Source organism: Paraburkholderia phosphatilytica (assembly GCF_003443895.1).
Lineage (GTDB): Bacteria > Pseudomonadota > Gammaproteobacteria > Burkholderiales > Burkholderiaceae > Paraburkholderia > Paraburkholderia phosphatilytica.
The window spans coordinates 46,831-70,862 of the sequence record NZ_QQOA01000018.1; the positions used below are offsets into that span (position 1 = coordinate 46,831).

Here is a 24,032-nt window from a genome sequence, read left to right on the forward strand (position 1 = left end):
CGGTCAGCCGAGTGCGGCTTTGGCCGTCGCCACGACATGCTCGACGGTGAAGCCGAAATGCTTGAACAGCACGCCTGCCGGTGCCGATTCGCCGAACGTGTCGATCCCGACCACGCCGCCTTCGAGGCCGACGTACTTGCGCCAGAAATCCGTCACACCCGCTTCGATCGAAACACGCCGCACGCCTGTCGGCAGCACGCGCTCGCGGTATTCGGCGTCCTGCCGGTCGAACACGTTGGTGGACGGCATCGACACGACGCGCGCTGCGATGCCTTCGCGCGCGAGCGGTTCGATCGCCTTCAATGCAAGGTCCACTTCCGAACCCGTGGCGATCAGGATGATCTTGCGTGCCGGCACGTCGTCGTTCCAGTCGCGCAGCACGTAACCGCCCTTCGCGATGTTCTCGATCTGCGCGTCGGTGCGCGTGCAGAACGGCAGGTTCTGACGGCTGAACACCAGCACGGACGGCAGATGATGATCGATCGACCACGTCCACGCGACCGCCGTTTCCACCGTATCCGCCGGACGCCACAGCGTCAGATTCGGGATCAGGCGCAGGCTCGCGAGGTGCTCGATCGGCTGGTGCGTCGGGCCGTCTTCACCGAGGCCGATCGAATCGTGCGTGAACACGAAGATCGACGGCGCCTTCATCAGCGCAGCCACGCGCAGCGCGTTGCGGCTGTAGTCCGAGAACGTCAGGAACGTGCCGCCGAACGGCTTGTAGCCGCCGTGCAGCGTGAGGCCGTTGATTGCCGCGCTCATGCCGAATTCGCGCACGCCGTAGTTGATGTGGTTGCCCCACTGGATGCCTTCGCCGTCCTTGCCGGCACGCACCGGCTTCGACGCCTTCCAGTTGGTCAGGTTCGAACCCGTCAGGTCCGCCGAGCCGCCGAGCAGTTCCGGCAGCGCCGCGGCGAGGCCTTCGATGGTCTGCTGCGACGCCTTGCGCGTGGCGACCGTTTCGGCGCGCTCGTTGGCGCCGGCGATGATCGCCTTCGCCTTTTCCTGCCAGTTGCCCGGCAGCTTGCCCGACATGCGGCGCTCGAATTCGGCAGCTTCCAGCGGGTACTTGTCGCGGTACTGCGCGAACGCGTCGTTCCACGTCTTCTCGACGGCCGCGCCCACTTCCTTCGCGTCCCACGCCGCGTAGATTTCCTGCGGAATCACGAACGGCTCCCACGTCCAGCCGAGCGCTTCGCGCGTCTTCGCGACTTCGTCCGCGCCGAGCGGCGAGCCGTGCACGTCGTGCGTGCCGGCCTTGTTCGGCGAGCCCTTGCCGATCACGGTCTTGCAGCAGATCATCGTGGGGCGATCTGAATTCTTGGCCTGACGGATCGCGGCGTCGACCGCTTCGACGTCGTGGCCGTCCACGTGCGGAATCACGTTCCAGCCGTACGCTTCGAAGCGCTTCGGCGTGTCGTCGTGGAACCAGTGTTCGACGTGGCCGTCGATCGAGATGCCGTTGTCGTCGTACAGCGCGATCAGCTTGTTCAGCTTCAGCGTGCCGGCGAGCGAGCAGGCTTCATGCGAGATGCCTTCCATCAGGCAGCCGTCGCCGAGGAACACGTACGTGTGGTGATCGACGATCTTCGCGTCCGCCTTGTTGAACTCGGCCGCGAGCAGCGCTTCGGCGAGCGCCATGCCGACCGAATTCGCGAGACCTTGACCCAGCGGACCGGTGGTCGTCTCGACGCCCACCGTCATCCCGTATTCCGGGTGACCTGGCGTCTTCGAGTGGAGCTGGCGGAAATTTTTCAGCTCCGACATCGGCAGGTCGTAGCCCGTCAGATGCAGCAGCGAGTACAGCAGCATCGAGCCGTGACCGTTCGAAAGGATGAAGCGGTCGCGGTCGAACCAGTGCGGGTTCGCCGGGTTGTGGCGCAGATGGCGCGACCACAGCGCGACAGCGATGTCGGCCATGCCCATCGGCATGCCGGGGTGGCCGATGTTCGCCTGTTGCACGGCATCCATGGACAGCGCGCGGATCGCGTTGGCCATCAGGCTGGTGGAAGCGGGAGACGAGGTGGTCATGTCGAGTCCGGAGAACGAGTGCAAAAAGCGGCTGCGCAGCGGCGCGGGGAGTGTCCGGAAGCTCGACGACCGGTGTGCCGACGCGCGCGGGCGGCGCCGGGAGACGCGAAACGGGCGGAGCAAACGGACGGGGCTGCAAAGCGTGACATTCTAACAGATTGATGTGTTTTTCCCGGTGGCCGCGCGTTCGAGCGGCGCGCCGCCAGCGCGCCAGGGCCGCTGCGGCGCCCGGTTCGCGGCGCCGGACGCCGCTTCGCCACGCGCGAGCGGATACCCAGCCGCCGCCCCCTATAATGCGACCCACATGCGTGCTGCGCGCGACCGACGCACACGACCGACCACCCGCCCAGCCCTCGCGCCTTGACTGCCTCGCTCCTGTTCCACCCGACGCCCGATGCCGTCTACGGCTTCCCGAACGCGCGCCTGATCGAGCGCGTCGACTCGCCGTATCAGCGCATCGAGATCTGGGACACGCCGCAGCTCGGCAGGCTGTTCACGCTCGACGGCCGCCCGATGACGTCCGCCGGCGACGAGTTCATCTATCACGAGTGCATGGTGCATCCGGCGTTGCTCGCGCAGCCGGCGCCGCGCGCGGCGCTGGTACTGGGCGGCGGCGACGGCGGGGCCGCGCGCCAGTTGCTGAAGCACGCGGGTATCGAACGCATCGTCGTCGCGGAACTGGACTCGGAGGTCGTGCGCCTCACGCGCGCGCATCTGCCCGGCGTGCACGGCGATGCGTTCGACGACCCGCGCGTCGAGCTCGTAATCGGCGACGCCGCCGATTACGTCGCTCATGCGGTTGATGCACCCGCATCCGCTGCCCCAAACGCATCCGCCGCGCAGTTCGACCACGTCGTCTTCGATCTGACGCCGCCCGACTCGCCCGCCGCGTCGCTGTACACGCCGGCGTTCTACCGGCGCCTCAAGCAGCTGATGTCGCACGACGCCACGATCGCGCTGCATCTCGGCTCGCCGTACTTCCACCCGGCGCGCATCGCCGCGCTGCTGCGCGATCTGGGCGCGACATTTGCGACGGTCCGCGCGCTGGGCGCGTTCGTGCCGCTTTACGGTTCGCTCTGGCTCATGGCGATCGCGAGCGACACGCTCGACCCCGCTTCGCCCGATGCGACGCTACTGGCCCAGCGGGCGGCCGAACGTGGTATCGATGGTCTTGGCTTCTACGATCCGTCGATCCATGCGGCGCTCTTTTCGGCCGCGCGGCCGTGGCAAGATAAACTAGGGCGAATCTTAGAGCCTTGACTTGAAGGGCAGCGCAAAATGCGCCGTTGCACTGGCCGACCGTTGCGGAAAGCGTCGCCGTCGTGTGTTGCCTGCCCCGGAACACTGGAACAGGAGAGAACTTCATGACTGCCCCACGTCCGGCCGGAGTACCCTGGTTGACGCCCTACCTGACGGTGCGCGATGCACGCTCCGCCATTGCGTTCTTCGAAGCGGCATTCGGTTTCGAACTGCGCGACAGCGTCCAGGACGACGGCGCGGTCATGCACGTCGAAATGATGTACCAGGGGCAACTGATCGTGATGTTCGCGCCGGAAGGCGCGTTCGGTTCGGCCGCCCAAACCCCGCGCAGCGCAAACACAATTGCACCGCAGTCGTTTTACCTCTATGTCGACGACGTCGACGCGGTTTATGCGAAAGCGCTCGCCGCCGGCGCCAAATCGCTGAGCGAGCCGCAGGATCAGTTCTGGGGTGACCGTTTCGCCCAGATCGAAGACCTGGACGGTTACCGATGGGCGCTCGCTCGTCACCTTTCCTGAGCCAATGAGTATTTCGCTGATGCCACGCTTCTTCGTTGATCATGCCTTCCGATCCGGCGACCTGCTTTCCCTTCCCGACGAAGTCACCCGCCACGTCCACGTGCTGCGTCTGCAGCCCGGCGACACGATCGTCATGTTCAACGGTCTCGGCGGCGAGTACAGCGCGGAACTGATCGAGGTGGAACGGCGCGCGGCGCGTGTGAAGATCGGCGATTTTCGTGCGACCGAAGCGGAGCCGCCCTACCAGTTGACGCTCGCGCAGGGCATCGCCGGCGGCGACAAGATGGACTGGCTGATCGAGAAGGCGGTGGAACTGGGCGCATCGTCCTTCGTGCCGCTCACCACGACGCGCAGCGTCGTGCGTCTCGCCGGCGAGCGCGCGGTGCGGCGGCAGGCGCACTGGCAAGGCATCGTGCGCGCGTCGTGCGAGCAATGCGGACGCAACCGTCTGCCCGAAGTCGCGCCCGCGCGCGAGATCGGCACGTGGCTCACGGGTTTGTCGAAGGAGCCTGCCGAAGGCGAACTGCGCATCCTGCTGTCGCCGCGCGCCACGTACCATTTCAACGCGCTGCCGGGAGAGCCGCCGGCTGGACCGGTGACCGTGCTGGTGGGCCCCGAAGGCGGCTTCTCGGCCGCCGAAGAAGCGGCCGCCGCGCATCACGGCTTCGCGCCCGTCGGGCTCGGACCGCGCGTGCTGCGCACCGAAACGGCCGGCATCGCGGTGCTGGCCGCGCTGGCTGCGCGCTGGGGCGGCTGGTGATCCAGCGCGGCGCTTCAGCGTCGCTCACGCCATAAAAGCAAATGCCCGCCACATCAGATGTGGCGGGCGTTTTTCATTCGACGCTCAACGCTCGAAACCCCAGGCGACCGTGACAGTCGCCACGCGAATCCAGACGCTGCTCGCGAAAAACCTCAGGCGAACGAATAGAACACGCGGAACGCGATCTTGCGCTCGGCCCAGAATTCGGCCGCTTCGCGGAACACGTCGAGCAGCGTTTCGCGCCCGTCCTTGTCAAACTTCGTGGCAACCGGCAGCGCCTCCAGCACGATCACGAAGCCGGGCTGGTTGCCGGCCTTGTGCACGAGGTCGGTCAGGCAGTCGTAGAGCGCGTCGTAGTTCTTGCCGAAGTGCTTCGGGAACAGGAACGACGTGGCGATCGTCTCGAGCACTTCCGCCTTCGACTGCGCATTCGCGCAGAACGCGTACAGGAAATGCTGCTCCAGCTGGTTGGCCTCGTCGGCGAGATCCTGCACGCGGAACGCGCGGATCGACTGTACGATGTTCGGTCGCACGGTCGCGAAAAGACTCATGGGGCCCTCGTTCAATGAAAGCATGCTGCCGGAGTCGCGCGCGCCCGCTTCATCGCCGTGTTCGCCGGCCTGGCCGGTGCCGCGCATCTGCATGACGCGCTGAAACAGATTGCCGTCGCCGGCCGCGAAAAGATCCGTCGCGGCCCCGGAGTCGTGCGCGTAGATGTTGTCGCCCATGCCGTTCATCCCAGTGTCATTCAACAATGCGTTTAAAACTTGCGTAGTGGTCGTCGGAATAGAAGCAGTTGTCCGTGCGCTTCAGCGGACCGCCGCAGACGATGCGGCGCGCGCCGCGATTGCGCGCCGAAGGCGTGGGAACGGTGTATTCGTGGTAAAAGCCGCGCCGATGGGGCGGAAGCAACCGTTCGTAGTTGCCGAATACGATGCCGTCCTTCTCAAACGGGTAAGGCCCGCCCGCCGCGATCGAGTTCAACGTGGCGACTGCTTCCCGCGGCAGTTGCGATGCCGCGATGCTGCCCTGCACCTGGCCCGAGCCGTTGCCGGATTGCGCGCCGGACCAATAGTCCCGCGCGATCGCACCGGCAGGAAAACCACCCAGCCCGCCCACGATCAGGACGGCGCCCAGAATGGCGTACGACGCGCTTCGCACCCTGCTCGACACTCTGCCTGACACCTTGTTGAGCAGCCGTTTGCGCGCCATTGACCAGGTTTCCCGCTGCTGGACCACGAGTTCGACGACCATGAAAGGTGTAAGGGTATCGCTAATGGCAATCGGAATCAATGTTCGTCAAGCGATCAGATTACCTGAGACAAATCCTAAATGCTTGAATAATCAGGTAAATTTGACCACTTTTGACACATTATTTATCTTGACTGGGATACAGTTATCCCGACGGCGTAACCGGGCATTCAACCTCGTGGGTGCCCGGTGACCATCCTGTGTGGCGCCGTCAATACCAGCCTTTTCCGGACGTCATCCTCTCTTGTCCGGCGGCGTGCCCATTGCGGGCACGCCGGCCTTTTTCCTGATTTTTTCTTTCAGCGCACTGCGTTGACGTCCGCCACCAGCAGCGCCGTCATGTTGACGATGCGCCGCACGGTCGCCGACGCGGTCAGCACGTGCACCGGCTGCGCGGCGCCCAGCAGCATCGGTCCGATCGCGATGTTGTTGCCCGCGGCCGTCTTCAGCAGGTTGTACGAAATGTTCGCCGCGTCGATGTTCGGCAGGACCAGCAGGTTCGCGTCGCCCTCCAGCGTCGATTCCGGCAGCACTTCACGGCGCAGGTTCGCGTCGAGCGCGACGTCGCCGTGCATTTCGCCGTCCACCTGCAGGTTCGGCGCACGTTCCTGAACGAGCGCCAGCGTGTCGCGCATCTTCTGCGCGGTGGGCGCGTTGCTCGTGCCGAAGTTCGAATGCGACACCAGCGCGATCTTCGGTTCGATACCGAAGCGGCGCACTTCTTCCGCCGCCATGATCGTGATCTCGGCGAGCTGCTCGGGCGTCGGGTCCACGTTCACGTGCGTGTCGACGATGAAGATCTGCCGGCCCGGCAGCACCAGCGCGTTCATCGCCGCGTAGACGCTGCTGCCCGGCTTCTTGCCGATCACCTGGTCGATGAAGTGCAGATGGCGGTGCGTCGTGCTGATCGTGCCGCAGATCATGCCGTCCGCTTCGCCCTTCTTCACCAGCATCGAGCCGATCAGCGTCGTGCGGCGGCGCATTTCGAGCTTCGCCATCTGCTCGCTGATGCCCTTGCGCGACATCATCTTGTGATACGTCTGCCAGAAGTCGCGGTAGCGTTCGTCGTGATCGGTGTTGACGACCGTGTAGTCCTGCCCCGCCACGAGCCGCAGGCCATAGCGCGAGATGCGCTGCTCGATCACCGCCGGCCGGCCGATCAGGATCGGCCGCGCGAGTTTTTCGTCGACGACGATCTGCACCGCGCGCAGCACGCGCTCTTCCTCGCCCTCTGCGAACACGATGCGCTTCTTCTCCGGGTCCGCGCCGCGCGCGAGCTGGAAGATCGGCTTCATCGTCGTGCCGCTGTGATAGACGAACTGCTGCAGGTGCTGCACGTACGCGTCCATGTCCTCGATCGGACGGGTCGCGACGCCGCAGTCCATCGCCGCCTTCGCGACGGCCGGCGCGATCTTGACAATCAGGCGCGGATCGAACGGCTTCGGAATCAGGTACTCCGGCCCGAACGACAGGTCCTGAATGCCGTACGCCGTCGCGACGATATCGCTCTGCTCCTGGCGCGCCAGTTCCGCGATCGCGTTCACCGCGGCAATTTCCATTTCCTTCGTGATCACCGTCGCGCCGGCATCCAGTGCGCCGCGGAAGATGAACGGGAAGCACAGCACGTTGTTGACCTGGTTCGGGTAGTCCGTGCGGCCGGTGGCGAGCACTGCGTCCGGGCGCACTTCGAGCGCGACTTCCGGCAGGATTTCCGGCGTCGGGTTCGCGAGCGCGAGGATCAGCGGCTTCGTACCCATCTGCTTGACCATCTCGGGCTTCAGCACGCCGCCCGCCGACAGACCCAGGAACACGTCCGCGCCTTCCATCACTTCGGCGAGCGTGCGCGCGCTGGTTTCGCGCGCGAAGCGTTCCTTGTCCGGGTCCATCAGCTCCGTGCGGCCCTTGTAGACCACGCCGGCCAGGTCGGTCACGAACACGTTCTCGAGCTTCAGGCCCAGGTCGAGCAGCAGGTCGAGACACGCGAGCGCCGCGGCGCCCGCGCCCGACGCAACGAGCTTCACCTCGCCGATATCCTTGCCGACCACCTTGAGGCCGTTGGAAACTGCCGCCGCGACGACGATCGCGGTGCCGTGCTGGTCGTCGTGGAAGACCGGAATCTTCATGCGCTTGCGGCATTCACGTTCGACGATGAAGCAGTCCGGCGCCTTGATGTCTTCGAGGTTGATGCCGCCGAAGGTCGGCTCGAGCGCGGCGATCACGTCGACGAGCTTGTGCGGGTCCGATTCGTTGAGTTCGATGTCGAACACGTCGATGCCCGCGAACTTCTTGAACAGCACCGCCTTGCCTTCCATCACCGGCTTCGACGCGAGCGGCCCGATGTTGCCGAGACCCAGCACCGCGGTGCCGTTCGTCACGACGCCGACGAGGTTGCTGCGCGCCGTGAAGCGCGCCGCGTTCAGCGGGTTGTCGACGATCGCTTCGCACGCGTAGGCGACGCCCGGCGAGTACGCCAGCGCGAGGTCGCGCTGGTTGATCATCTGCTTGGTCGGCGCGATCGCGATCTTTCCGGGAGTCGGGAACTCGTGGTAATCGAGTGCGGCTTCACGGAGTTTGGACTGATTCGAATTGGACATAGGACGGGCTTCGAGAGTGCGGATTAGAATAGATATTCGACGCATTGTAGCGCCATTCCCTGCACCAAATCGTTCAATCCGGTTGCAGGTGCCGCGACAGAAAGACGGGGAAAGCCCTTGCTGCGCCGCATCAAGATGGCGTCACGATGCCGCGCGTTCACTGCGATTTTTCACCAGTTGTTCACAACCGCGCTTGACTGCGCCCAACGGTCCGCCACCATGCTTTCCGAGTTCTCGCTGATCGACCGGTACTTCGGCCGCCGCGCCGCACTGAGTCCGCGCGCGGCGCTCGGAATCGGCGACGACTGCGCGCTGCTTGCGCCGCCGCCCGGCGAGATGCTCGCCATTTCCACGGACATGCTGGTGGAAAGCCGGCATTTCCTGCCCGACGTCGACGCCCGCGCGCTCGGTCACAAAACGCTCGCCGTGAACCTGTCCGACCTCGCCGCGATGGGCGCGAAGCCGCTCGCGTTCACGCTCGCGGTCGCGTTGCCGCGCGCGGACGAAGCGTGGCTCGCCGGGTTCGCGGACGGCCTCTTCGAACTCGCGGACCGTCACGGCTGCGAACTGATCGGCGGCGATACCACGGCCGGTCCGCTGAACCTGTGCCCGACCGTGTTCGGCACCGTGCCGCTCGCGCACGCATTGCGGCGCGATGCCGCGCAGCCCGGCGACGACATCTGGATTTCCGGCACACTCGGCGATGCGCGCGCAGGGCTCGGCGTGTTGCGCGGCGAGTGGACGGTGAGCGAACCCGACGCCGCGAGCTTTCGCCGCGCGCTCGAATGGCCGGAGCCGCGCGTCGCGCTCGGTCTCGCGCTGCGCGGCATCGCGCGTGCTGCGCTCGACATTTCCGACGGTCTCGCGGGCGACCTGATGCACATCCTCGAACGCTCGCGCATGCACGCGATCGTCGATGTCGATGCGGTGCCGCGTTCGGCCGCGCTCAAACGGCTGCCCGCCGACGTGCAACGGCGCTGCACGCTCGCGGGCGGCGACGATTACGAACTGTGCTTCACCGCGCCCGCGAACCAGCGCGACGCGGTCGAATCGGCGGGTCACGAGGCGGCTGTCGCCGTGACCCGCGTCGGTACAATAGCGGCACCACCAGCCGGCCACGACGCGCCGGCCATTCACTGGCGCGACGCGAACGGCGCGCCGCTCACGTTGACGTTGCAAGGCTTCGACCACTTTCATGCAGACTGAACCTCCGCTCGGCACGACCGACACCGTCGCCGGCGGTCCCAATCCGCCGCCGCCGAGGCCGCGCCGCGTCACTTCGCGCTTCATGGTCTCGCACCCGTGGCACATGCTGTCGCTCGGCTTCGGCAGCGGCCTGTCGCCCACCGCGCCGGGCACGGTCGGCACGCTGTTCGCATGGGCGTCGTTCGCAGCGCTCAGCCAGTATCTGACGGTGATCGACTGGGCGATCCTGATCGTCGTCGGTTTCTTCGGCGGAATCGGCATCACCGGTTTCACCGCGAAGAAGCTCGCGATCGAAGATCCGTCGTCGATCGTGTGGGACGAGATCGTCGCGTTCTGGCTCGTGCTGCTGATGATCACGCCTGTCAGCTTCGTCGGCCAGCTGTGGGCGTTCATCCTGTTCCGCTTCTTCGACATGGTGAAGCCGCCGCCCATCCGCTATTTCGACCGGCAACTGAAAGGCGGCTTTGGCATCATGTTCGACGACCTGGTCGCCGCGTTCTTCACGCTGCTCGTGATCGCGCTCTGGCGCATGGCCTACTGAGCAACTTACTGAGCAACACACGCCGGCCGCACCGGCGCCGCCACGCGGCGCACGCTTCGCGCCGGCTTCTTTTCCACAGACATTACGCATGGCTACCGATTCCGTCGTTCACCAGCTCGCGATCCGCGTCGGCAACAAGTTGCGCGACGAACGTCTGATGCTCGCGACCGCCGAGTCCTGCACCGGCGGCATGGTCGCGACGGCCATCACGGATATTTCCGGCAGCAGCGGCTGGTTCGAACGCGGCTTCGTCACCTACTCGAACCAGGCGAAGACCGAGATGATCGGCGTGCCATCCGACTTGATCGAACGCTACGGCGCGGTCAGCGAACCGGTGGCCCGCGCGATGGCCGAGGGTGCGCTGCGCAACAGTCGCGCGCAGATCTCGGTGGCGATCACCGGCGTCGCGGGGCCCGGCGGCGGAACGGAAACGAAGCCGGTCGGCATGGTGTCGTTCAGCTGGAGCAACCGGCTGCAGACGAAGGTCGAGACGATCGTGTTCAAGGGCGATCGCGAGAAGATCCGCACTCAGGCGGCCGCGCATGCGCTGCGCGGCGTGCTCGCGATGCTCGAGCAACGCGAGCATTGAGCTGGGCATGCAAGCGATGCAACGCGCCTCCGCCTCGTCGAATACAGAAGAAGCGCGCGATGCGCTGATCCGCCGCTTCGAGTTGCAGCCGCATCCGGAAGGTGGCTACTACCGCGAAACGTATCGCGCACAGCAGCGCGTATCGCGCGAATCGTCAGCCAGTAGCGGCGCTCGCGATTACGCGGCATCGACAGCGATCTACTACCTGCTCTGCGACGGCGCGCATTCCGCGTGGCATCGCATCCGTTCGGACGAGATCTGGCATTTTTACGCGGGCGCGGCGCTGAACGTGTACGTGCTGAACGAGGATGGCAGCGTCACCACGCATCGTCTCGGCGATGCGCTCGTCGACCACGATGCGGCCTTTCAGGCGGTGGTGGAAGCCGGCGCGTGGTTCGCGGCGGAGTGTGCAGACCCGGCAACGTATGCGCTTGTCGGCTGCACGGTGGCGCCGGGGTTCGAGTTCAGCGAGTTCGAACTGGCGGATGTGGACGCGCTGCTCGCGCGGTATCCGGCGCATCGCGAACTGATCGCGCGGCTCGGGCCGATCAAACCATCCGGCAGCTAGAGCCACGCTTCACGACCAAACAACCAGTGACGCAAGCAACGCGCTCGCGCCACCCGTCACGCTTCATCGATACGCGTTGATCCTGTCGCGCGTCTCTTCCGCGGCGCGCGCCGCCGCCTGCGCGAAGTCCTCGCCCTTGCCCGCGTACAGGATCGCGCGCGACGAGTTGATCATCATCCCCGTGCCGTTCGCCGTGCGGCCCGCTTTCACGGTCGCTTCGACGTCGCCGCCCTGCGCGCCGATGCCGGGAATCAGGAGCGGCATGTCGCCGACGATCCCACGCACGATTTCGATTTCCTTCGGGAACGTCGCACCGACGACGAGACCCAGCTGACCGCTCGCGTTCCACTTGTCCGCGGCGAGCTGCGCCACCGTCTGATACAGCGGACGGCCGCCCACATCGAGGAACTGCAGATCGGAGCCGCCCGGATTCGACGTGCGGCACAGCACGATCACGCCTTTGCCCGCATGCGCGAGATACGGCTCGATCGAGTCGAAGCCCATGTACGGGTTCACCGTCACCGCATCGGCACGATAGCGCTCGAATGCTTCGCGCGCGTATTGCTCGGCCGTGCTGCCGATATCGCCGCGCTTTGCATCGAGAATCACCGGCAGGCCTGGATGCGCGGTATGGACGTGCGCGATCAGCTGTTCGAGCTGATCTTCCGCGCGATGCGCGGCGAAGTACGCGATCTGCGGCTTGAACGCGGAAGCATAGGGCGCGGTCGCATCGACGATCTGCCGGCAGAACTCGAAGATCGCGTCGGCGCGATTCGCGAGCACGGCGGGAAACTTGCTGGGTTCGGGGTCGAGGCCGACGCACAGCAGCGACTGCGTGCGTTGCCAGGCATCGTTGAGCGTCTGGATGAAAGAGGACATGGGAAGACTCGCAGCACGACGGTGACGAAAGATGGCGCGCGCGTATTGTACCCGCCGTACCCGCGTACCTCGGCCCAAGCCCCCTCTACCGCCGCGCGCCGCGCCCGCCCGCCATCGCGCGCATCCCCGTGCGCTCCACCGTGAAGCGGAATTCGCGCGACAGCCGCTCGCCGCGCGCGAGCACCGTCATGCCATGCTCGGCGCCGCCGCCTTCGAGATTCAGCGCATTGATCGGATGATCGACCGGCTCGAAGCAGAAGAAGTCCTGCTGCGGCGGCGTGTACAGGATGTAGTGATCCGCGCTCGACGCAATGGTCAGCGACAGGCGGCGCTTCGGCCACACCACCGCGGCCTGTCCGCTCCAGCCGGTGAACGCATGATTCACCATCGCATCGGGCAACGGATACGCAACGCCGAACTGCCACGCGGGCGGCGCGGACACATGGCGGGTGGGCAGCCAGTCGTCGCCCGAGAGCCACAGACCACCCGCCGCGGCGGACAAGCGCGTGTCCGCATCGCGCACGAGAAACGGATGCAGCCCGAGGCCGAACGGCAATGCATCGCGGCCCGTGTTCTCGATGTCGAGCGCCACGGTGAGCGTCGCGTCGTCGATCGTATAGCGCTGCGTCGCGCGGAATGCGTAGGGTTTGCCGTCGCGATGATCGAGCGTCAACCGCACCGACTCCTTCTCGGCCTCGTCGACCTTCCAGCGCGCGAGCCAGCCATCGCCATGCAGCGGCAGCGGCTCAGCCGGACGGTTGAGCGGCACCGCGATCGAGCGGCCGCGAAACTCGAAGCGTCCGCCGCCGATCCGGTTCGAATACGGCAGCAGCGGATAGCACGCGAGTTCGTTCGGATCGGTATCCAGCGATACGTTGCGGCAGCGCCGGAAGATCGGCACCGGGCCATGCTCGCCGCGCCAGTCGAAGCGCGTGATACCGCCGCCCAGCGCCGGCGCGAGGTCGAGTCGCAGATGTGCGTTGGCGAGCGTGACGCAGGCCACTTCGCTGATGCTCGACGCACCGATCGCCACGGCGGACGTGCTGGGCCCCGGTCTCACCGGAGGGTGCACGGCGGCTTCGAGCCGGGCGCGTCGCGTCTGCGACGGCGAAGGTACGGCAGAATTCGCGGCAGTCATATCAGGCTCCTTCGAGAGGCTGGCGCCGCTGCCGTCCTGGCCGGCGGACGCTGTATCGGCGGCAATCCGAAACCGCTGAACATGCCGGCTTCCGGTCGACGCCTCTGTATCGTTGTCGCGTACTGCGTACTGCTCACTGCTTCCTGCATCGGTCTACGGATTCATGCGCCGCACTCGAGCGCATCAGCGCGGCGTGCCTTCAAAAAGCGCCTCAGCCAGACCACGCCGTGCCGTCGCGGCAACGAACACACCGCCCGCGTGCGGATCGTCCGCGAGCGCCGCCGCATCGAGATCAACGCGCGCGCTCGTCACGTACAGCGTGTCGAGTTCCGGGCCGCCAAACGCCACGCAGCTCGGCTGCGCAGTCGGCACCTGCACGCGTTCCGTTTCGACGCCGTCCGGCCCGTAGCGCACCACGCGCCGGCCGCCCCACTGCGCGTTCCACACGCCGCCGTCCGCATCGACGGTCGAACCGTCGGGCTCGCCGCGCGCGTCCGTCAATCGCGTGAACACACGATCGTTCGCGATACGGCCTGCGTCGTCGACACCGTAATCGCACACGCGAATCTCGCGCGTCGGCGAATCGCAGTAGACCATCGTCGCGCCGTCCGGGCTGAACCCGATGCTGTTCGCGATCGCCGGCGCCGGCAGCGGCAGCCGTTCCAGCGACAGATCGCGATTGAGCCGGTAGAAGCCGCCGATCGGCCGCACGGGCGCGCCTTCATCTTTCGTGCCGAACACGAAGCGCCCCTGACGGTCGCAACGGCCGTCGTTGGTGCGCGTGTTCAGGCCCGGTTCGACGTCGACGATGCGCCGCACGTCGCCGGTCTCGAGATTGAAGAACGCCAGTTGCGAGGCAAGACCGAGTAAAAGGTAGGTCGGATCGGCGCAAAGCGCAAAGGTCGCGAGCCGCTCGGGCATCTCCCACGCGTGGCTTTGCTGCACACGCGGGTCATAACGCCACAGGCGTTTGCCTTCGATATCGACCCAGTAGAAACGGCCCGTGCGCGCGCACCACGTCGCGCCTTCGCCGAGCGCGCACTGCGCATCGATCAGCAGCGTTGCATCGGAATTCCGGCTCATGCCCAGCCTCCGTCGACGATGATGTCCTGCGCGGTGATCATCCTGCTATCGTCCGCGGCAAGGAACAGCGCCATGCGCGCGAGGTCCGCGGGCATCAGCTCCGCGTCGATGCACTGCCCTTCCTTCAAGCGCTGCCGGCCCACGTCGTCGAGCCACAACCGGCGCTGCTTCTCGGTCATCACCCAGCCCGGCACCAGCGTGTTCACGCGGATGTTGAACGGACCGAGATCGCGCGCGAGGCCGCGCGTCAGACCCTGCACCGCGGCTTTCGACATCGTGTAGACGGGGAAATTGCCCTGCTTCAGCATCCAGCTGATCGAGCCGAGGTTGATGATCGCGCCGGCGCGCGCAGCCTTCATGTCTTCGATCACCGCCTGCGCGACGAAGAACTGGTGCCGGATGTTGACCGCGATGCCTTTTTCGAACGACTCGGGCGTGACGTCCTCGATCGCGTGGCGCACGTCGTTCGCCGCGTTGTTAACGAGCACCTGCACCGGGCCGAGCGCGGCTTTCACGTCCGCGACGCCTTTCTTCAGCGCATCGAGATCCGTGAGGTCGCACGGCACGAAGAGCGGCTTGTGGCGCGCGTCGCCGAGTTCATCGGCCAGCGCCTCGCCGGCGCTCGTGTCGATATCGAAGAACGCGACACGTGCGCCCTGCGCCGCGAAATGCTCGACGAACGATGCGCCGATGCCGGTCGCGCCGCCCGAGATCAGCACGGTGCGGTCGGTCAGGCTCGGATACCGCGCGTAGGCATCGTGCCCGTGCGCGGCGTTCGGATTGGCTGGAAACGACATCGCAAGCTCCTTGTTTCGTCACAGGCTGCGACCGGAGCCAGAGTTGGCGAAATAGGCTCCAGCCCGGTCGCGCGCAATCGATCAGGTCAGACTCAGTCGCGTGCGCCGCGGTTCTTCAACTGGTCGAGCAGCACCGCGGCGAGCAGGATCGCGCCGCGCACGAGATACTGGTAGAACGCGTCGATGTTGAGCAGGTTCATCACGTTCTCGACCGTGCCCATGATCAGCACGCCGATCACCACACCCGAGATCGTCGCGCGGCCGCCCATCAGCGACACGCCGCCCAGCACGCACGCCGAGATCACGTTCAGCTCGAAGCCTTCGGCCGCGTTCGGCTGGCCCGACGTGATCCGCGAAGCGAGGATCACGCCCGCGAGCGCCGTGACCGCGCCCTGGATCAGGAAGATCAGCACGCGGGTGCGTTCCACGTTGATACCGGCCAGGCGCGACGCCTCCGGATTGCCGCCGATCGCGAGCGTGTTGCGCCCGTACACCGTCTGGTTCAGCATCACGCCGAACACGATGAAGCAGAGCAGCGTGACCCAGATCGGCAGCGACACGCCGAAGAACGACAGGCTGCCGAGCGCGATGAAGGTATCCGACGACACGCCCACCGCCTGGCCGTGCGACACGATGAAGCCGAGGCCGCGCACGATTTCCATCGTCGCGAGCGTCGTGATCAGCGCGTTGATGCGCAGATACGCGATCACCGCGCCGTTGACGAAGCCGATCACGCCGCCCGCCACCACCGCCGCGATGATGGCGATGGCCGTGTTGTTGGTCGCGTTCAGCACCATCGCGCACATCACGCCGGCGAACGCGACGGTCGAGCCGACCGACAGGTCGAAGTCGCGCGACGCGAGACAGAACATCATCGTGCACGCGACCATGCCGATCTGCGAGATCGACAGCGCGAGGCCGAGCATGTTCTCGATCGAGAAGAAGTGGTCGACCGTCAGCGACATCGTGATGAACATGATCGCGAAGATCACGATCAGGCTGTACTCGGTGATCTGCTGCCACCACTTCTGCTTGTCGTTGCTTTGCGGAATCAGCGCCTCCGCCGCGCTCTTCGCGGCTTGCTGCGCGAGGTTTTCTCTGGCTTGCATTTCGTCACTCCCCCCGTTGTCGACGGGTACAGGCTGTGTGGATCAGGCCGCCTCAGCGGTCGTACTCGATTCGGGCAACGCGAGGCCCAGCACCGACTGCTCGTTCGCCTCGCTGCGTTTCAGTTCGCCGGAAATACGTCCCTGCCGCATCACGACGATGCGATCGGAGACGCCGAGCACTTCCGGCAGTTCCGACGAAATCATCACGATCGCGCAGCCGCGTTCCGCGAGCTGGTAAATCACGTTGTAGATCTCGTGCTTCGCGCCGACGTCGATGCCGCGCGTCGGTTCGTCGAGAATCACGACCTTCAGGTCCGGCTCGGCGAGCCAGCGCGACAGAATCGCCTTCTGCTGGTTGCCGCCCGACAGAAAGCGGATCTTCTGGCGGCGGCTCGGCGTCTTGATCTTCAGCAGCTTGATGAAGCTGTCGGCCGTCTCCGCTTCCTTCTTGCGGTTCAAGAACAGCCCCGCGCGCAGATAGTGCCGGCGGCAGCTGATATTGATGTTCTCCGACACCGTCGCCATCGCGACGATGCCTTCTTCCTTGCGGTCTTCGGGACACAGCACGATGCCGCGGCTGATCGCCTCGCCCGCGCTGCGCACCTTGATCGACGCGCCGTCGAGCGAAATCTCGCCGCCCTTCTTCTTGCGCGTGCCGTAGATCAGGTGCATCAGCTCGCTGCGGCCCGCGCCAACCAGACCGAAGAAGCCGACGATCTCGCCCTTGCGCACCTCGAAGCTCGCGGGCGCCTTCAGCGGATGGCCTTCGACGTTGCGCACCGCGAGGCGCACTTCGCCCGCCTTGCGCGGCTGGTAGTTGTAGATGTCCGAAATCTCGCGGCCCACCATCTCGCTCACGATCGTGTCGCGCTTCACGTCGACGAGCGACGGATGCGACGCGACCTTGCGGCCGTCGCGGAAGATCGTGCACGCGTCGCACAGCTGATAGATCTCGTCCATCCGGTGCGAGATGTAGATCAGCGCGCGATTGTCGGCGCGCAGATCGTGCACGAGCTTGAACAGCACTTCCGTTTCGCGGTGCGACAGCGAGCTCGTCGGTTCGTCGAGCGCGATCACGCGCGCGTTGCGCAGGAGCGCCTTGCAGATTTCCACCATCTGGCGCTGCGCGATAGAGAGCTTGCCGAGCTTCGCGTTGGGATCGAGATCGACGCCCATCGCCGCGAGCCGTTCGCGCACGAAGCGGCGCGCCTCGCGCTTGTTGACCCAGCCCAGGCGGTTCGGCAATGCGCCGAGCAGCAGGTTTTCCGTGACTGTCAGATCGGGCACGTACTGCAGTTCCTGGTGAATCACCGCGATCCCGGCGCCGATCGACGCGGCCGCGCTCGAAAAATGCACCTCGTTGCCGTCGATCATGATGCGGCCCGAGTCCGGCTGATATTCGCCGCCGAGAATCTTCAGCAGCGTCGACTTGCCCGCGCCGTTCTCGCCCATCAGGCCGTGCACCTGGCCGACGTTTACCTCGAACGACACGCCGTCCAGCGCACGCACGCCTGGAAACACCTTGCCGATATTGTCAAAACGTAGCGTCGCTGACACTTCGCCCTCCACCCCAATCTCTGCGTTTGCCTCACCGGCGGTCACCGTGGCACGGCGCGCCGGATGATCGATTCATCCGGCGCGCCGATCGGCACCGCCGTCCTGCGCGGTCGAACTTACTTCGACGCGAGACCCATCTGCTCGCGCACCTGGTTCACGTTGTCACGCGTCGCCAGCATGCCGGTCGTGAGCGTCAGGAGCGGCGGCTCCTTGCCCTGCGTGATCCACGCGTACATCAGGTCCGACGTTTCTTCGCCGTGACGCTTCGGGCTGATGATCACGGTGCCGTAGAAGCCCGTCGGGTTCGGCTTCTTGAACTCGTTCAGTGCCGAGTCCGAACCGCCGATGCCGATGCCGATCATGTTGTCGGCCTTGAAGCCGCGGCCTTCCGCTGCGCGCACCGCGCCGAGCACGGCTTCGTCGTTCAGGCCGTACGCCACCCAGTGCTTGAACTGCGGGTTCTTCGTGAGCGCGATGTTAGCCGCGTTGAATGCGTTTTCCGTGTCGGTCTTCGCCTGCGGAGCCGCGATCACGTTCGCCTTCGGGAAGCCGGCAGCGACGAGCGCATCGGTCGCGCCGCTGGTGCGGTCATGTGCGGTCGGCAGCTGCTCGTAGGTCACGTCGATCGCGCCGACGTCCTTCATGTCCCAGCCGCGCTTCTTGATTTCAGCCGCGATGCCGTCGCCCACCTGCTTGCCGATGTTGTACGCCGAGATGCCCATGTGCGGCACCGACTCGATCGGCTTGCCCGCACCGTCGACGAGGCGGTCGTCGACCGTCATCATCTTCAGGCCGTCAGCCTTCGCCTTCGCCACGATGCCCGGTCCGAGCTTCACGTCCGGCGTGCAGATGATGAATCCCTGGGCCTTTTGCGCAGCGAGGTTGTCGATCGCGCTCATCACCTTTTCACCCGACGGCGCGCCGATCTTCACGAGCGTGAAGCCCTTCGCCTTCGCTGCCGTTTCCGCGAATTTCCATTCGTCCTGGAACCACGGCTCTTCCGGCTGCTTCACGAGGAAGCCGATCTTCACCTGGTCAGCGGCCTGAGCGACAGGCGCATTGAACAGGATTGCCGTCGCCGCAGCGGCCAGCGTGAGAAAAATTCTGCGTTTCATGGTGCTTGTCTCCTGACACTGAAATAACGAAGGTGGCGGCCGCTCTTCTTGTCGAGGCGAAACACGCGGCCAGTGCTTCGCCCGATGCTGCTGATTCGTTTGCCGATTCGTTGGTCGATTCGTTGCTTCTAATTCATTCGTACTGCTTCAGTCGTGGTACAGCGCCGAGCGCCCGCCATCCACCGTGATGCAGCTCGCGTTGATGAAGGTCGCCTCGTCCGATGCGAGGAACACCGCCGTCATCGCCACTTCTTCCGGCTGGCCGATCCGCTTCATCGGCTGCAGATCCAGCGTCGCCTGACGGGCGGCCGCCGGATCCGGCTGGTTGTCCCACCACTCGCGCGTGAGGTTGGTCTCGATGTAGCCCGGCGCGATCGCGTTCACGCGCACGTTGCGCGGCGCGTATTCGATGCCGAGCGCGCGCGTGAGACCGATCACGCCGTGCTTCGCGACCGGGTACGGAAAGCAGCCCGGAATGATCTTGAACGAGTGCGTCGACGCGATATTGATGATGCTGCCCGCGCCACGTTCGACCATGCCCGGCAACGCCGCGCGGCAGCCGTGCCACACGCCGTCGAGATCCACCGCGAAGCAGCGGCGCCAGTCGGCGTCGGTCATCGTCAGCGGATCGCAGAACACGTTTATGCCCGCGTTGTTCACGAGCACACCGAGTGCGCCGAAGCGGTCTTCCGCCGTCTTCACCGCACGTTCCACCGATGCCGGCTGCGTCACGTCGGTCGGCACCGCGAGTACGCGCGCACCGTCGACCGTCGCGGCGATCTCGTTCGCTGTGCGCTCGGCGGTCTCGCCATCCAGCTCCGCCAGCACGACGGCCGCGCCCTCGCGCGCAAAGGCCCGCGCGATCGCCGCGCCGATGCCGCGACCGGCGCCGGTGACGAGAGCGACCTTGCCGGCAAGACGGTTCATGCTTTTTCGCCCTTCGCGATCCGTAGGCCCTTGATGAAGGCCTTCGCGTTCGCGGACGTCGCGGCCGCACTCTGGCCCGGCTTGTACAACGCCGAACCGAGGCCGAAGCCGTTCGCGCCCGCGGTCAGGAACGGCCCCATGTTGTCGGGCGTCACGCCGCCCACCGGCACCAGCGGCACTTCTTTCGCGATCACCGCGCGCCATGCCTTCACCACGTGCGGACCGAGCTGCTCGGCCGGGAACATCTTCAGCACGTCCGCGCCATGCTTCAGCGCGACGAACGCTTCGTTCGGCGTCGCGACGCCCGGCGCGCACGCGAGCAGATGCTTCTTCGCGGCGATCACGACTTCCGGATCGCTGTGCGGCATCACGATCAGCTCGCCGCCCGCCGCCTTCACGTCGTTCACGTGACGCGCCTGCAGCACCGTGCCCGCTCCGACGATCGCGTCGACCGGCAGCGCCGCGCGGATCGCCGCGATGCTGTCGAACGGCTGCGGCGAATTGAGCGGCACCTCGATGATCCGGAAACCCGCTTCGTACAGCGCGCGGCCATGGTCCGCCGCGTCCGCCGGCGTCACGCCGCGCATGATCGCGATCAGCGGGCAGACCTCGAAGGCCGCCACCAGCCCGGTGTGCGGGAAGTACGGTGCAGGCAGATTGATGTGAGCTTCCATGTCGTCCTCGTCTACGTTCGGCGTGTCGTTGCGTGCGGTTGCCCGCGGTTGCCTCTAGCTGCGCGCGAATGCGCTAACAGCTCAACGTTCCGCGTCCGCGGCTGCCTGCGCCGGCCTTTCCGCCGGTGCCCCGACGAGCCCCGCTTCGATCGCGATACGCCACAAACCATGTTCCGTTGCCTGCCGGACCAGCTGCGCGTCCGTGCAGCCGAAGCGCGCGAGCGCGACCCGGTAGCGCTCGCACAACGCATCGTTGCCGATCAGGCGCAGCGTCTTGCCGGCCAGCGCCGAGCCCTGCTGCACGAGCAGCGCGTCCAGTCCCGCCAGTTCATGTCCGATCAGCAGTCCCGACAGATAGTCCGGCTGCTGCTCGGCCGTCAGTTGTCCAGTCAGTCCCAGCGTGCGCGTGCTGAAGATCGTCGCGAGCACGCCGGCCGCGCCCTGATCCCGCACGGTATCGATACCGCGCACGAACGCGTCCATGTCGGACTGGTCAGGCGAGCGCATCGTGCGGCCGAGAATCGTGTGATCGCGCAGCGCCGCGAACACTTCACCGGTCATGAACGTATGGAAGCGCTCGATCCGCGCGCCCCGCACCACGACCCACTTCGCGTGCGTGCCGGGCAGGCCGATCAGCGCGCCAGCAGGATCCGTCGATGCGTGTCGCGCGGCTTCGGCATCCACCGAAAGCGCACCGAAAATCTGCGTCTCCTCGCCGCGCATCACGTTCGGCAACGCGCCGCGCTCCAGCACGCCGGGCACGATCGAAAGCGTCACGCCGCGCGCGGTGTTCACCCGCACGATGCCGGCCGTCAGCGCATCGGCGCTCGCGGGTGCGTCGACGTACGGCGCCTCGGCCCAGCCCTGCGCACTGCCAACCATCCCCGCTGCGATCACCGGCAGGTCCGGGCGCGCATCGAGCCACGCGCCGCACGCTTCGTCGAACGCCGCATCGAAGCCGCCTTCCGCGGCGGGCTTCGGCAGATTCATGATGCCGGCCGACGACGCGCGCGTCGTGAGCACGCTGCCCGTCGCGTCGAACAGATACGCGCGCAGCGACGTCGTGCCCCAGTCGAGCGCGATCAGCGCGGCGTTTGCCAACCCCGCCTCCGCACCCGACGGGTTCACGGCTGCGGCACCGCCGGTCATGCGTTGATCGCTCATCGTTTGATCCTGCGCGTGGCCGGTTGCGGCGCGCGCCAGCCGAGTTCTTCGGAAATCGCGCGGGCCTTCTTCTGCACGACCGGAATCAGTTCATCCATTCTTTCGAGCGACATATACGGAATCGTGCTGGCCACCGACAGCGCCGCGACGATCGCGCCCGACGCATCGCGCACCGGCGCCGCGACGCAGCGGATCGATGCTTCGTTTTCCTCAAGATCGAACGTGTAGCCGCCCGTCGCGTAGTTCGTCATGCGCTGCATGAAGGTGGGCGCATCGGGACGGTTGTCGGGCTTGAAGCTCATGCTGGCAAGCGCGCGCCGCGATGCGTCGAACAGCGACTGCCACGCGTCCGGCTTCAGGTCGAGCATCATCGCCTTGCCGATGCCGGTCGACGCGAGCGGCATCCGGTGACCGACGCGCGAGCGCATTTCAAGGCCGCGCGTGCCGGGAATCTTGTCGATGTAGAGCACGTCGTCGCCGTCGCGCACGCCGAGGTGGATCGTGTCGAGCGTCGCTTCCGCGAGCGACTCCAGATGCGGACGCGCAACCGCCGTCAGCGGCATCTGTTCGAGCGCGATTGTGCCGAGCTCGATCAGCTTCGGCCCGAGCAGATAGCCGCCCTGCACCTGGCGCAGATAGCGCGCCTGGACGAGGCTGCTGACGAGCCGGTGCGTCGTGCTGCGGGTCGTGCCGAGCGCCGCGCCGAAGGTGCGCAGGTCGCGCACGCCGGCTGCGGCCGCTTCGAGGATCGCAAGACCGCGCAGTAGCGTCTGCGTGCCGGCCTGCTGCGGCGTGATGTCGAGCAGCGTGCTCGGCAACGCGATCTGGTCGTGATTCACGGGCTGTGCGGGAGCGCCGTTGCGGACGCGCGGCTGCGAGACTCGCGCCTCTTCCGCGTCGACGGGGGACTGCATCGCTTTGTTCATGGCGAGCCTGGCCGTGTGCGGCTTAACGGAACGACGGGAAAAGGGAAGACGCGTGGCCCTGCTGCGGTCGGCCGTCGATGTGACCGGCGCGAGTCCGGCTTCGGCGCGTGGCGGTGCGCGTGGCGGTGGTCTGCATGGCTCGATGTCTCCTGTTTATTTTCCGGCTGCGGGCTGCGCGGCCTGGGGGCTCGCGGCAACGACGGCGCCCGGTCGGCGGATCGCCTGTCGCACGTTTCACGGCCTGTCGGGGACGCCCGTAGGGGACGCCTGTCGAGGCCGATGCGTGCTGGTTGACCGGATTGTAGGTCGGGTTATCTCAAATATCCAATATGTGACTGGCGTGCTCATATTTTGGGAATTCCCTGGCACTGCGCGTGCCGATGCGTTGCGCATGGACGCGCCGATGGCTGGCCGCGAGCGGGCCTGCGGGCAACAGGAAGGGATTGGTTTGAGGCGGGAATGGTCGCAGCAGGGATTGCCGTGGCAACGGGCAGCCGCTGTGGAAATCGAGGCGATTCCGGAGCGATCGAGCCGCGAAAATGACTACTGCGAGACTACTGCGTAACTACTGCGTAACTACTGCGGCAACTCCGCCGCGCCCATGCGTCGCGCGATCACGCCCGCGCGCTGCGCGAGATACGCGGAGCCGCGATGTTCGTCGAAGTACTTCGGACGCGGCAGCATCACCGCGAGCCGCGCGGACTGCCAAGCAGTCAGCTTCGATGCCGACGTGCGGTAGTAGTAATGCGCGGCGGCATCCGCGCCGTACACGCCGTTACCCCACTCGACGGAGTTCAGGTAGATCTCGTAGATCCGCTCCTTGTCCATCAGCGTCTCGAGCATCCACGTGATGATCAGCTCCTGCCCCTTGCGGATGTAGCTCTTTTCGCGCGACAGAAACAGGTTGCGCGCGAGCTGCTGCGTGATCGTGGAGCCGCCCGCGACGATCTTGCCGCGCGCCTTGTTTTTCTCCCACGCCTGCAGGATCGCGTCGGTTTCGTAGCCGTTGTTGTTGACGAAGTTCGCGTCTTCGGACGCGATGATCGCGCGCTTCAGGTTGCGCGAAATCTGGTCGTACGGCACCCACGTGTGCTGGATCGACAGATCGGGCCGGTCCTGCGAAAGGCGCCATGCATCGGAGCGCATGAAGGCCGTCGATTGCGGATTGACGAAGTTCCAGACCGCGATCTGCGCGAAGTAGAAAACCTGCGTCGCGATCCATGCGACCGCGAGCACGCACGCGACGTAGAACGCCCAGCGGATCATGCCGGGCCGCGCGCGATGCCGATTGATGCTGACCGGCGTCATCGGCATCGGCTGGCTCGCGTCGCGGGGTTCGCGTGGG

At 66.0% G+C, this 24,032-nt stretch carries 23 protein-coding genes and 1 pseudogene; 8 read left to right on the top strand and 16 right to left on the bottom strand.

All coding sequences use genetic code 11. The features are described from left to right. Window positions 1–3 precede the first annotated feature (3 nt). On the bottom strand, window positions 4–2,031 hold the full coding sequence (gene tkt, locus DVS29_RS19890) for a transketolase (protein ID WP_118182204.1): 2,028 nt from the start codon (window positions 2,029–2,031) through the stop codon (window positions 4–6). Between the two features lie 360 nt (window positions 2,032–2,391). On the opposite strand from tkt, the gene speE reads away from it, so the two are divergent. The 3 genes from speE (at window position 2,392) to DVS29_RS19905 (ending at window position 4,569) form a co-directional block, all read left to right on the top strand. Continuing rightward, window positions 2,392–3,291 carry a polyamine aminopropyltransferase gene (gene speE / locus DVS29_RS19895; RefSeq protein ID WP_118182205.1) on the top strand — a complete coding sequence of 300 codons (900 nt, stop codon included), beginning with the start codon at window positions 2,392–2,394 and terminating at the stop codon, window positions 3,289–3,291. A gap of 104 nt (window positions 3,292–3,395) precedes the next feature. Beyond that, on the top strand, window positions 3,396–3,809 hold the full coding sequence (locus DVS29_RS19900; protein ID WP_118182206.1) for a VOC family protein: 414 nt from the start codon (window positions 3,396–3,398) through the stop codon (window positions 3,807–3,809). A 19-nt stretch (window positions 3,810–3,828) separates the two neighbouring features. After that, on the top strand, window positions 3,829–4,569 hold the full coding sequence (locus tag DVS29_RS19905) for a 16S rRNA (uracil(1498)-N(3))-methyltransferase (protein WP_118182284.1): 741 nt from the start codon (window positions 3,829–3,831) through the stop codon (window positions 4,567–4,569). A gap of 152 nt (window positions 4,570–4,721) precedes the next feature. Here DVS29_RS19905 and DVS29_RS19910 read toward each other — a convergent pair whose 3' ends face one another. From DVS29_RS19910 to DVS29_RS19920, 3 genes and pseudogenes are all read right to left on the bottom strand, one after another. Then, entirely contained in the window at window positions 4,722–5,297 is a 576-nt protein-coding gene (locus tag DVS29_RS19910) for a barstar family protein (RefSeq protein WP_118182286.1), read from the bottom strand. A 16-nt stretch (window positions 5,298–5,313) separates the two neighbouring features. Further along, window positions 5,314–5,592: pseudogene (locus tag DVS29_RS38355) on the bottom strand (ribonuclease); the annotation flags it as partial. 527 nt (window positions 5,593–6,119) lie between these two features. Beyond that, on the bottom strand, window positions 6,120–8,414 hold the full coding sequence (locus tag DVS29_RS19920) for an NADP-dependent malic enzyme (protein ID WP_118182207.1): 2,295 nt from the start codon (window positions 8,412–8,414) through the stop codon (window positions 6,120–6,122). Between the two features lie 219 nt (window positions 8,415–8,633). Between DVS29_RS19920 and thiL the strand changes: the two genes are divergently transcribed. The 4 genes from thiL to DVS29_RS19940 all read left to right on the top strand — a co-directional run bounded on the left by thiL (window position 8,634) and on the right by DVS29_RS19940 (window position 11,318). Continuing rightward, window positions 8,634–9,620: a thiamine-phosphate kinase gene (gene thiL / locus DVS29_RS19925; RefSeq protein ID WP_118182208.1), complete on the top strand. Its 987-nt coding sequence runs from the start codon at window positions 8,634–8,636 to the stop codon at window positions 9,618–9,620. Continuing rightward, on the top strand, window positions 9,610–10,161 hold the full coding sequence (locus tag DVS29_RS19930) for a phosphatidylglycerophosphatase A family protein (RefSeq protein ID WP_118182209.1): 552 nt from the start codon (window positions 9,610–9,612) through the stop codon (window positions 10,159–10,161). Before thiL ends, DVS29_RS19930 begins: the two co-directional genes overlap by 11 nt. A gap of 88 nt (window positions 10,162–10,249) precedes the next feature. Then, entirely contained in the window at window positions 10,250–10,750 is a 501-nt protein-coding gene (locus DVS29_RS19935; protein ID WP_118182210.1) for a CinA family protein, read from the top strand. 7 nt (window positions 10,751–10,757) lie between these two features. Then, complete coding sequence (locus DVS29_RS19940) at window positions 10,758–11,318, top strand: cupin domain-containing protein (RefSeq protein ID WP_240655700.1); 561 nt, start codon at window positions 10,758–10,760, stop codon at window positions 11,316–11,318. 63 nt (window positions 11,319–11,381) lie between these two features. Here DVS29_RS19940 and pyrF read toward each other — a convergent pair whose 3' ends face one another. The 11 genes from pyrF to DVS29_RS19995 all read right to left on the bottom strand — a co-directional run bounded on the left by pyrF (window position 11,382) and on the right by DVS29_RS19995 (window position 22,687). Beyond that, window positions 11,382–12,197 carry an orotidine-5'-phosphate decarboxylase gene (pyrF, locus tag DVS29_RS19945; RefSeq protein ID WP_118182211.1) on the bottom strand — a complete coding sequence of 272 codons (816 nt, stop codon included), beginning with the start codon at window positions 12,195–12,197 and terminating at the stop codon, window positions 11,382–11,384. An 85-nt stretch (window positions 12,198–12,282) separates the two neighbouring features. Continuing rightward, window positions 12,283–13,335: an aldose 1-epimerase gene (locus tag DVS29_RS19950; protein WP_118182212.1), complete on the bottom strand. Its 1,053-nt coding sequence runs from the start codon at window positions 13,333–13,335 to the stop codon at window positions 12,283–12,285. Between the two features lie 183 nt (window positions 13,336–13,518). Continuing rightward, window positions 13,519–14,418, bottom strand: a complete 900-nt coding sequence (locus DVS29_RS19955; protein ID WP_118182213.1) for an SMP-30/gluconolactonase/LRE family protein — start codon at window positions 14,416–14,418, stop codon at window positions 13,519–13,521. Beyond that, a complete protein-coding gene (locus DVS29_RS19960; RefSeq protein ID WP_118182214.1) occupies window positions 14,415–15,215 on the bottom strand; it encodes an SDR family NAD(P)-dependent oxidoreductase in 801 nt (266 codons plus the stop codon). The genes DVS29_RS19955 and DVS29_RS19960 overlap by 4 nt, the downstream gene beginning before the upstream one ends. Before the next feature lie 92 nt (window positions 15,216–15,307). Further along, entirely contained in the window at window positions 15,308–16,324 is a 1,017-nt protein-coding gene (gene araH / locus DVS29_RS19965; RefSeq protein WP_118182215.1) for an L-arabinose ABC transporter permease AraH, read from the bottom strand. Between the two features lie 42 nt (window positions 16,325–16,366). After that, window positions 16,367–17,881 (bottom strand): L-arabinose ABC transporter ATP-binding protein AraG, encoded by a 1,515-nt coding sequence (gene araG, locus DVS29_RS19970; protein ID WP_118182288.1) that lies wholly within the window; start codon window positions 17,879–17,881, stop codon window positions 16,367–16,369. 116 nt (window positions 17,882–17,997) lie between these two features. Next, the gene (locus DVS29_RS19975) at window positions 17,998–18,996 is read right to left on the bottom strand and encodes an arabinose ABC transporter substrate-binding protein (protein WP_118182216.1); all 999 of its coding nucleotides are present in this window, start codon (window positions 18,994–18,996) and stop codon (window positions 17,998–18,000) included. Between the two features lie 147 nt (window positions 18,997–19,143). Continuing rightward, a complete protein-coding gene (locus DVS29_RS19980) occupies window positions 19,144–19,923 on the bottom strand; it encodes an SDR family oxidoreductase (RefSeq protein ID WP_118182217.1) in 780 nt (259 codons plus the stop codon). After that, a complete protein-coding gene (locus DVS29_RS19985) occupies window positions 19,920–20,597 on the bottom strand; it encodes a 2-dehydro-3-deoxy-6-phosphogalactonate aldolase (RefSeq protein WP_118182218.1) in 678 nt (225 codons plus the stop codon). The genes DVS29_RS19980 and DVS29_RS19985 overlap by 4 nt, the downstream gene beginning before the upstream one ends. Window positions 20,598–20,678: 81 nt before the next feature. After that, on the bottom strand, window positions 20,679–21,746 hold the full coding sequence (locus DVS29_RS19990; RefSeq protein ID WP_240655702.1) for a 2-dehydro-3-deoxygalactonokinase: 1,068 nt from the start codon (window positions 21,744–21,746) through the stop codon (window positions 20,679–20,681). A gap of 11 nt (window positions 21,747–21,757) precedes the next feature. Next, window positions 21,758–22,687 carry an IclR family transcriptional regulator gene (locus tag DVS29_RS19995; protein WP_118182220.1) on the bottom strand — a complete coding sequence of 310 codons (930 nt, stop codon included), beginning with the start codon at window positions 22,685–22,687 and terminating at the stop codon, window positions 21,758–21,760. A 283-nt stretch (window positions 22,688–22,970) separates the two neighbouring features. On the opposite strand from DVS29_RS19995, the gene DVS29_RS36940 reads away from it, so the two are divergent. After that, window positions 22,971–23,252, top strand: a complete 282-nt coding sequence (locus tag DVS29_RS36940; protein WP_124800667.1) for a hypothetical protein — start codon at window positions 22,971–22,973, stop codon at window positions 23,250–23,252. 11 nt (window positions 23,253–23,263) lie between these two features. Here DVS29_RS36940 and mtgA read toward each other — a convergent pair whose 3' ends face one another. Further along, entirely contained in the window at window positions 23,264–23,995 is a 732-nt protein-coding gene (gene mtgA / locus DVS29_RS20000) for a monofunctional biosynthetic peptidoglycan transglycosylase (protein ID WP_118182289.1), read from the bottom strand. Between the last annotated feature and the right edge of the window lie 37 nt (window positions 23,996–24,032).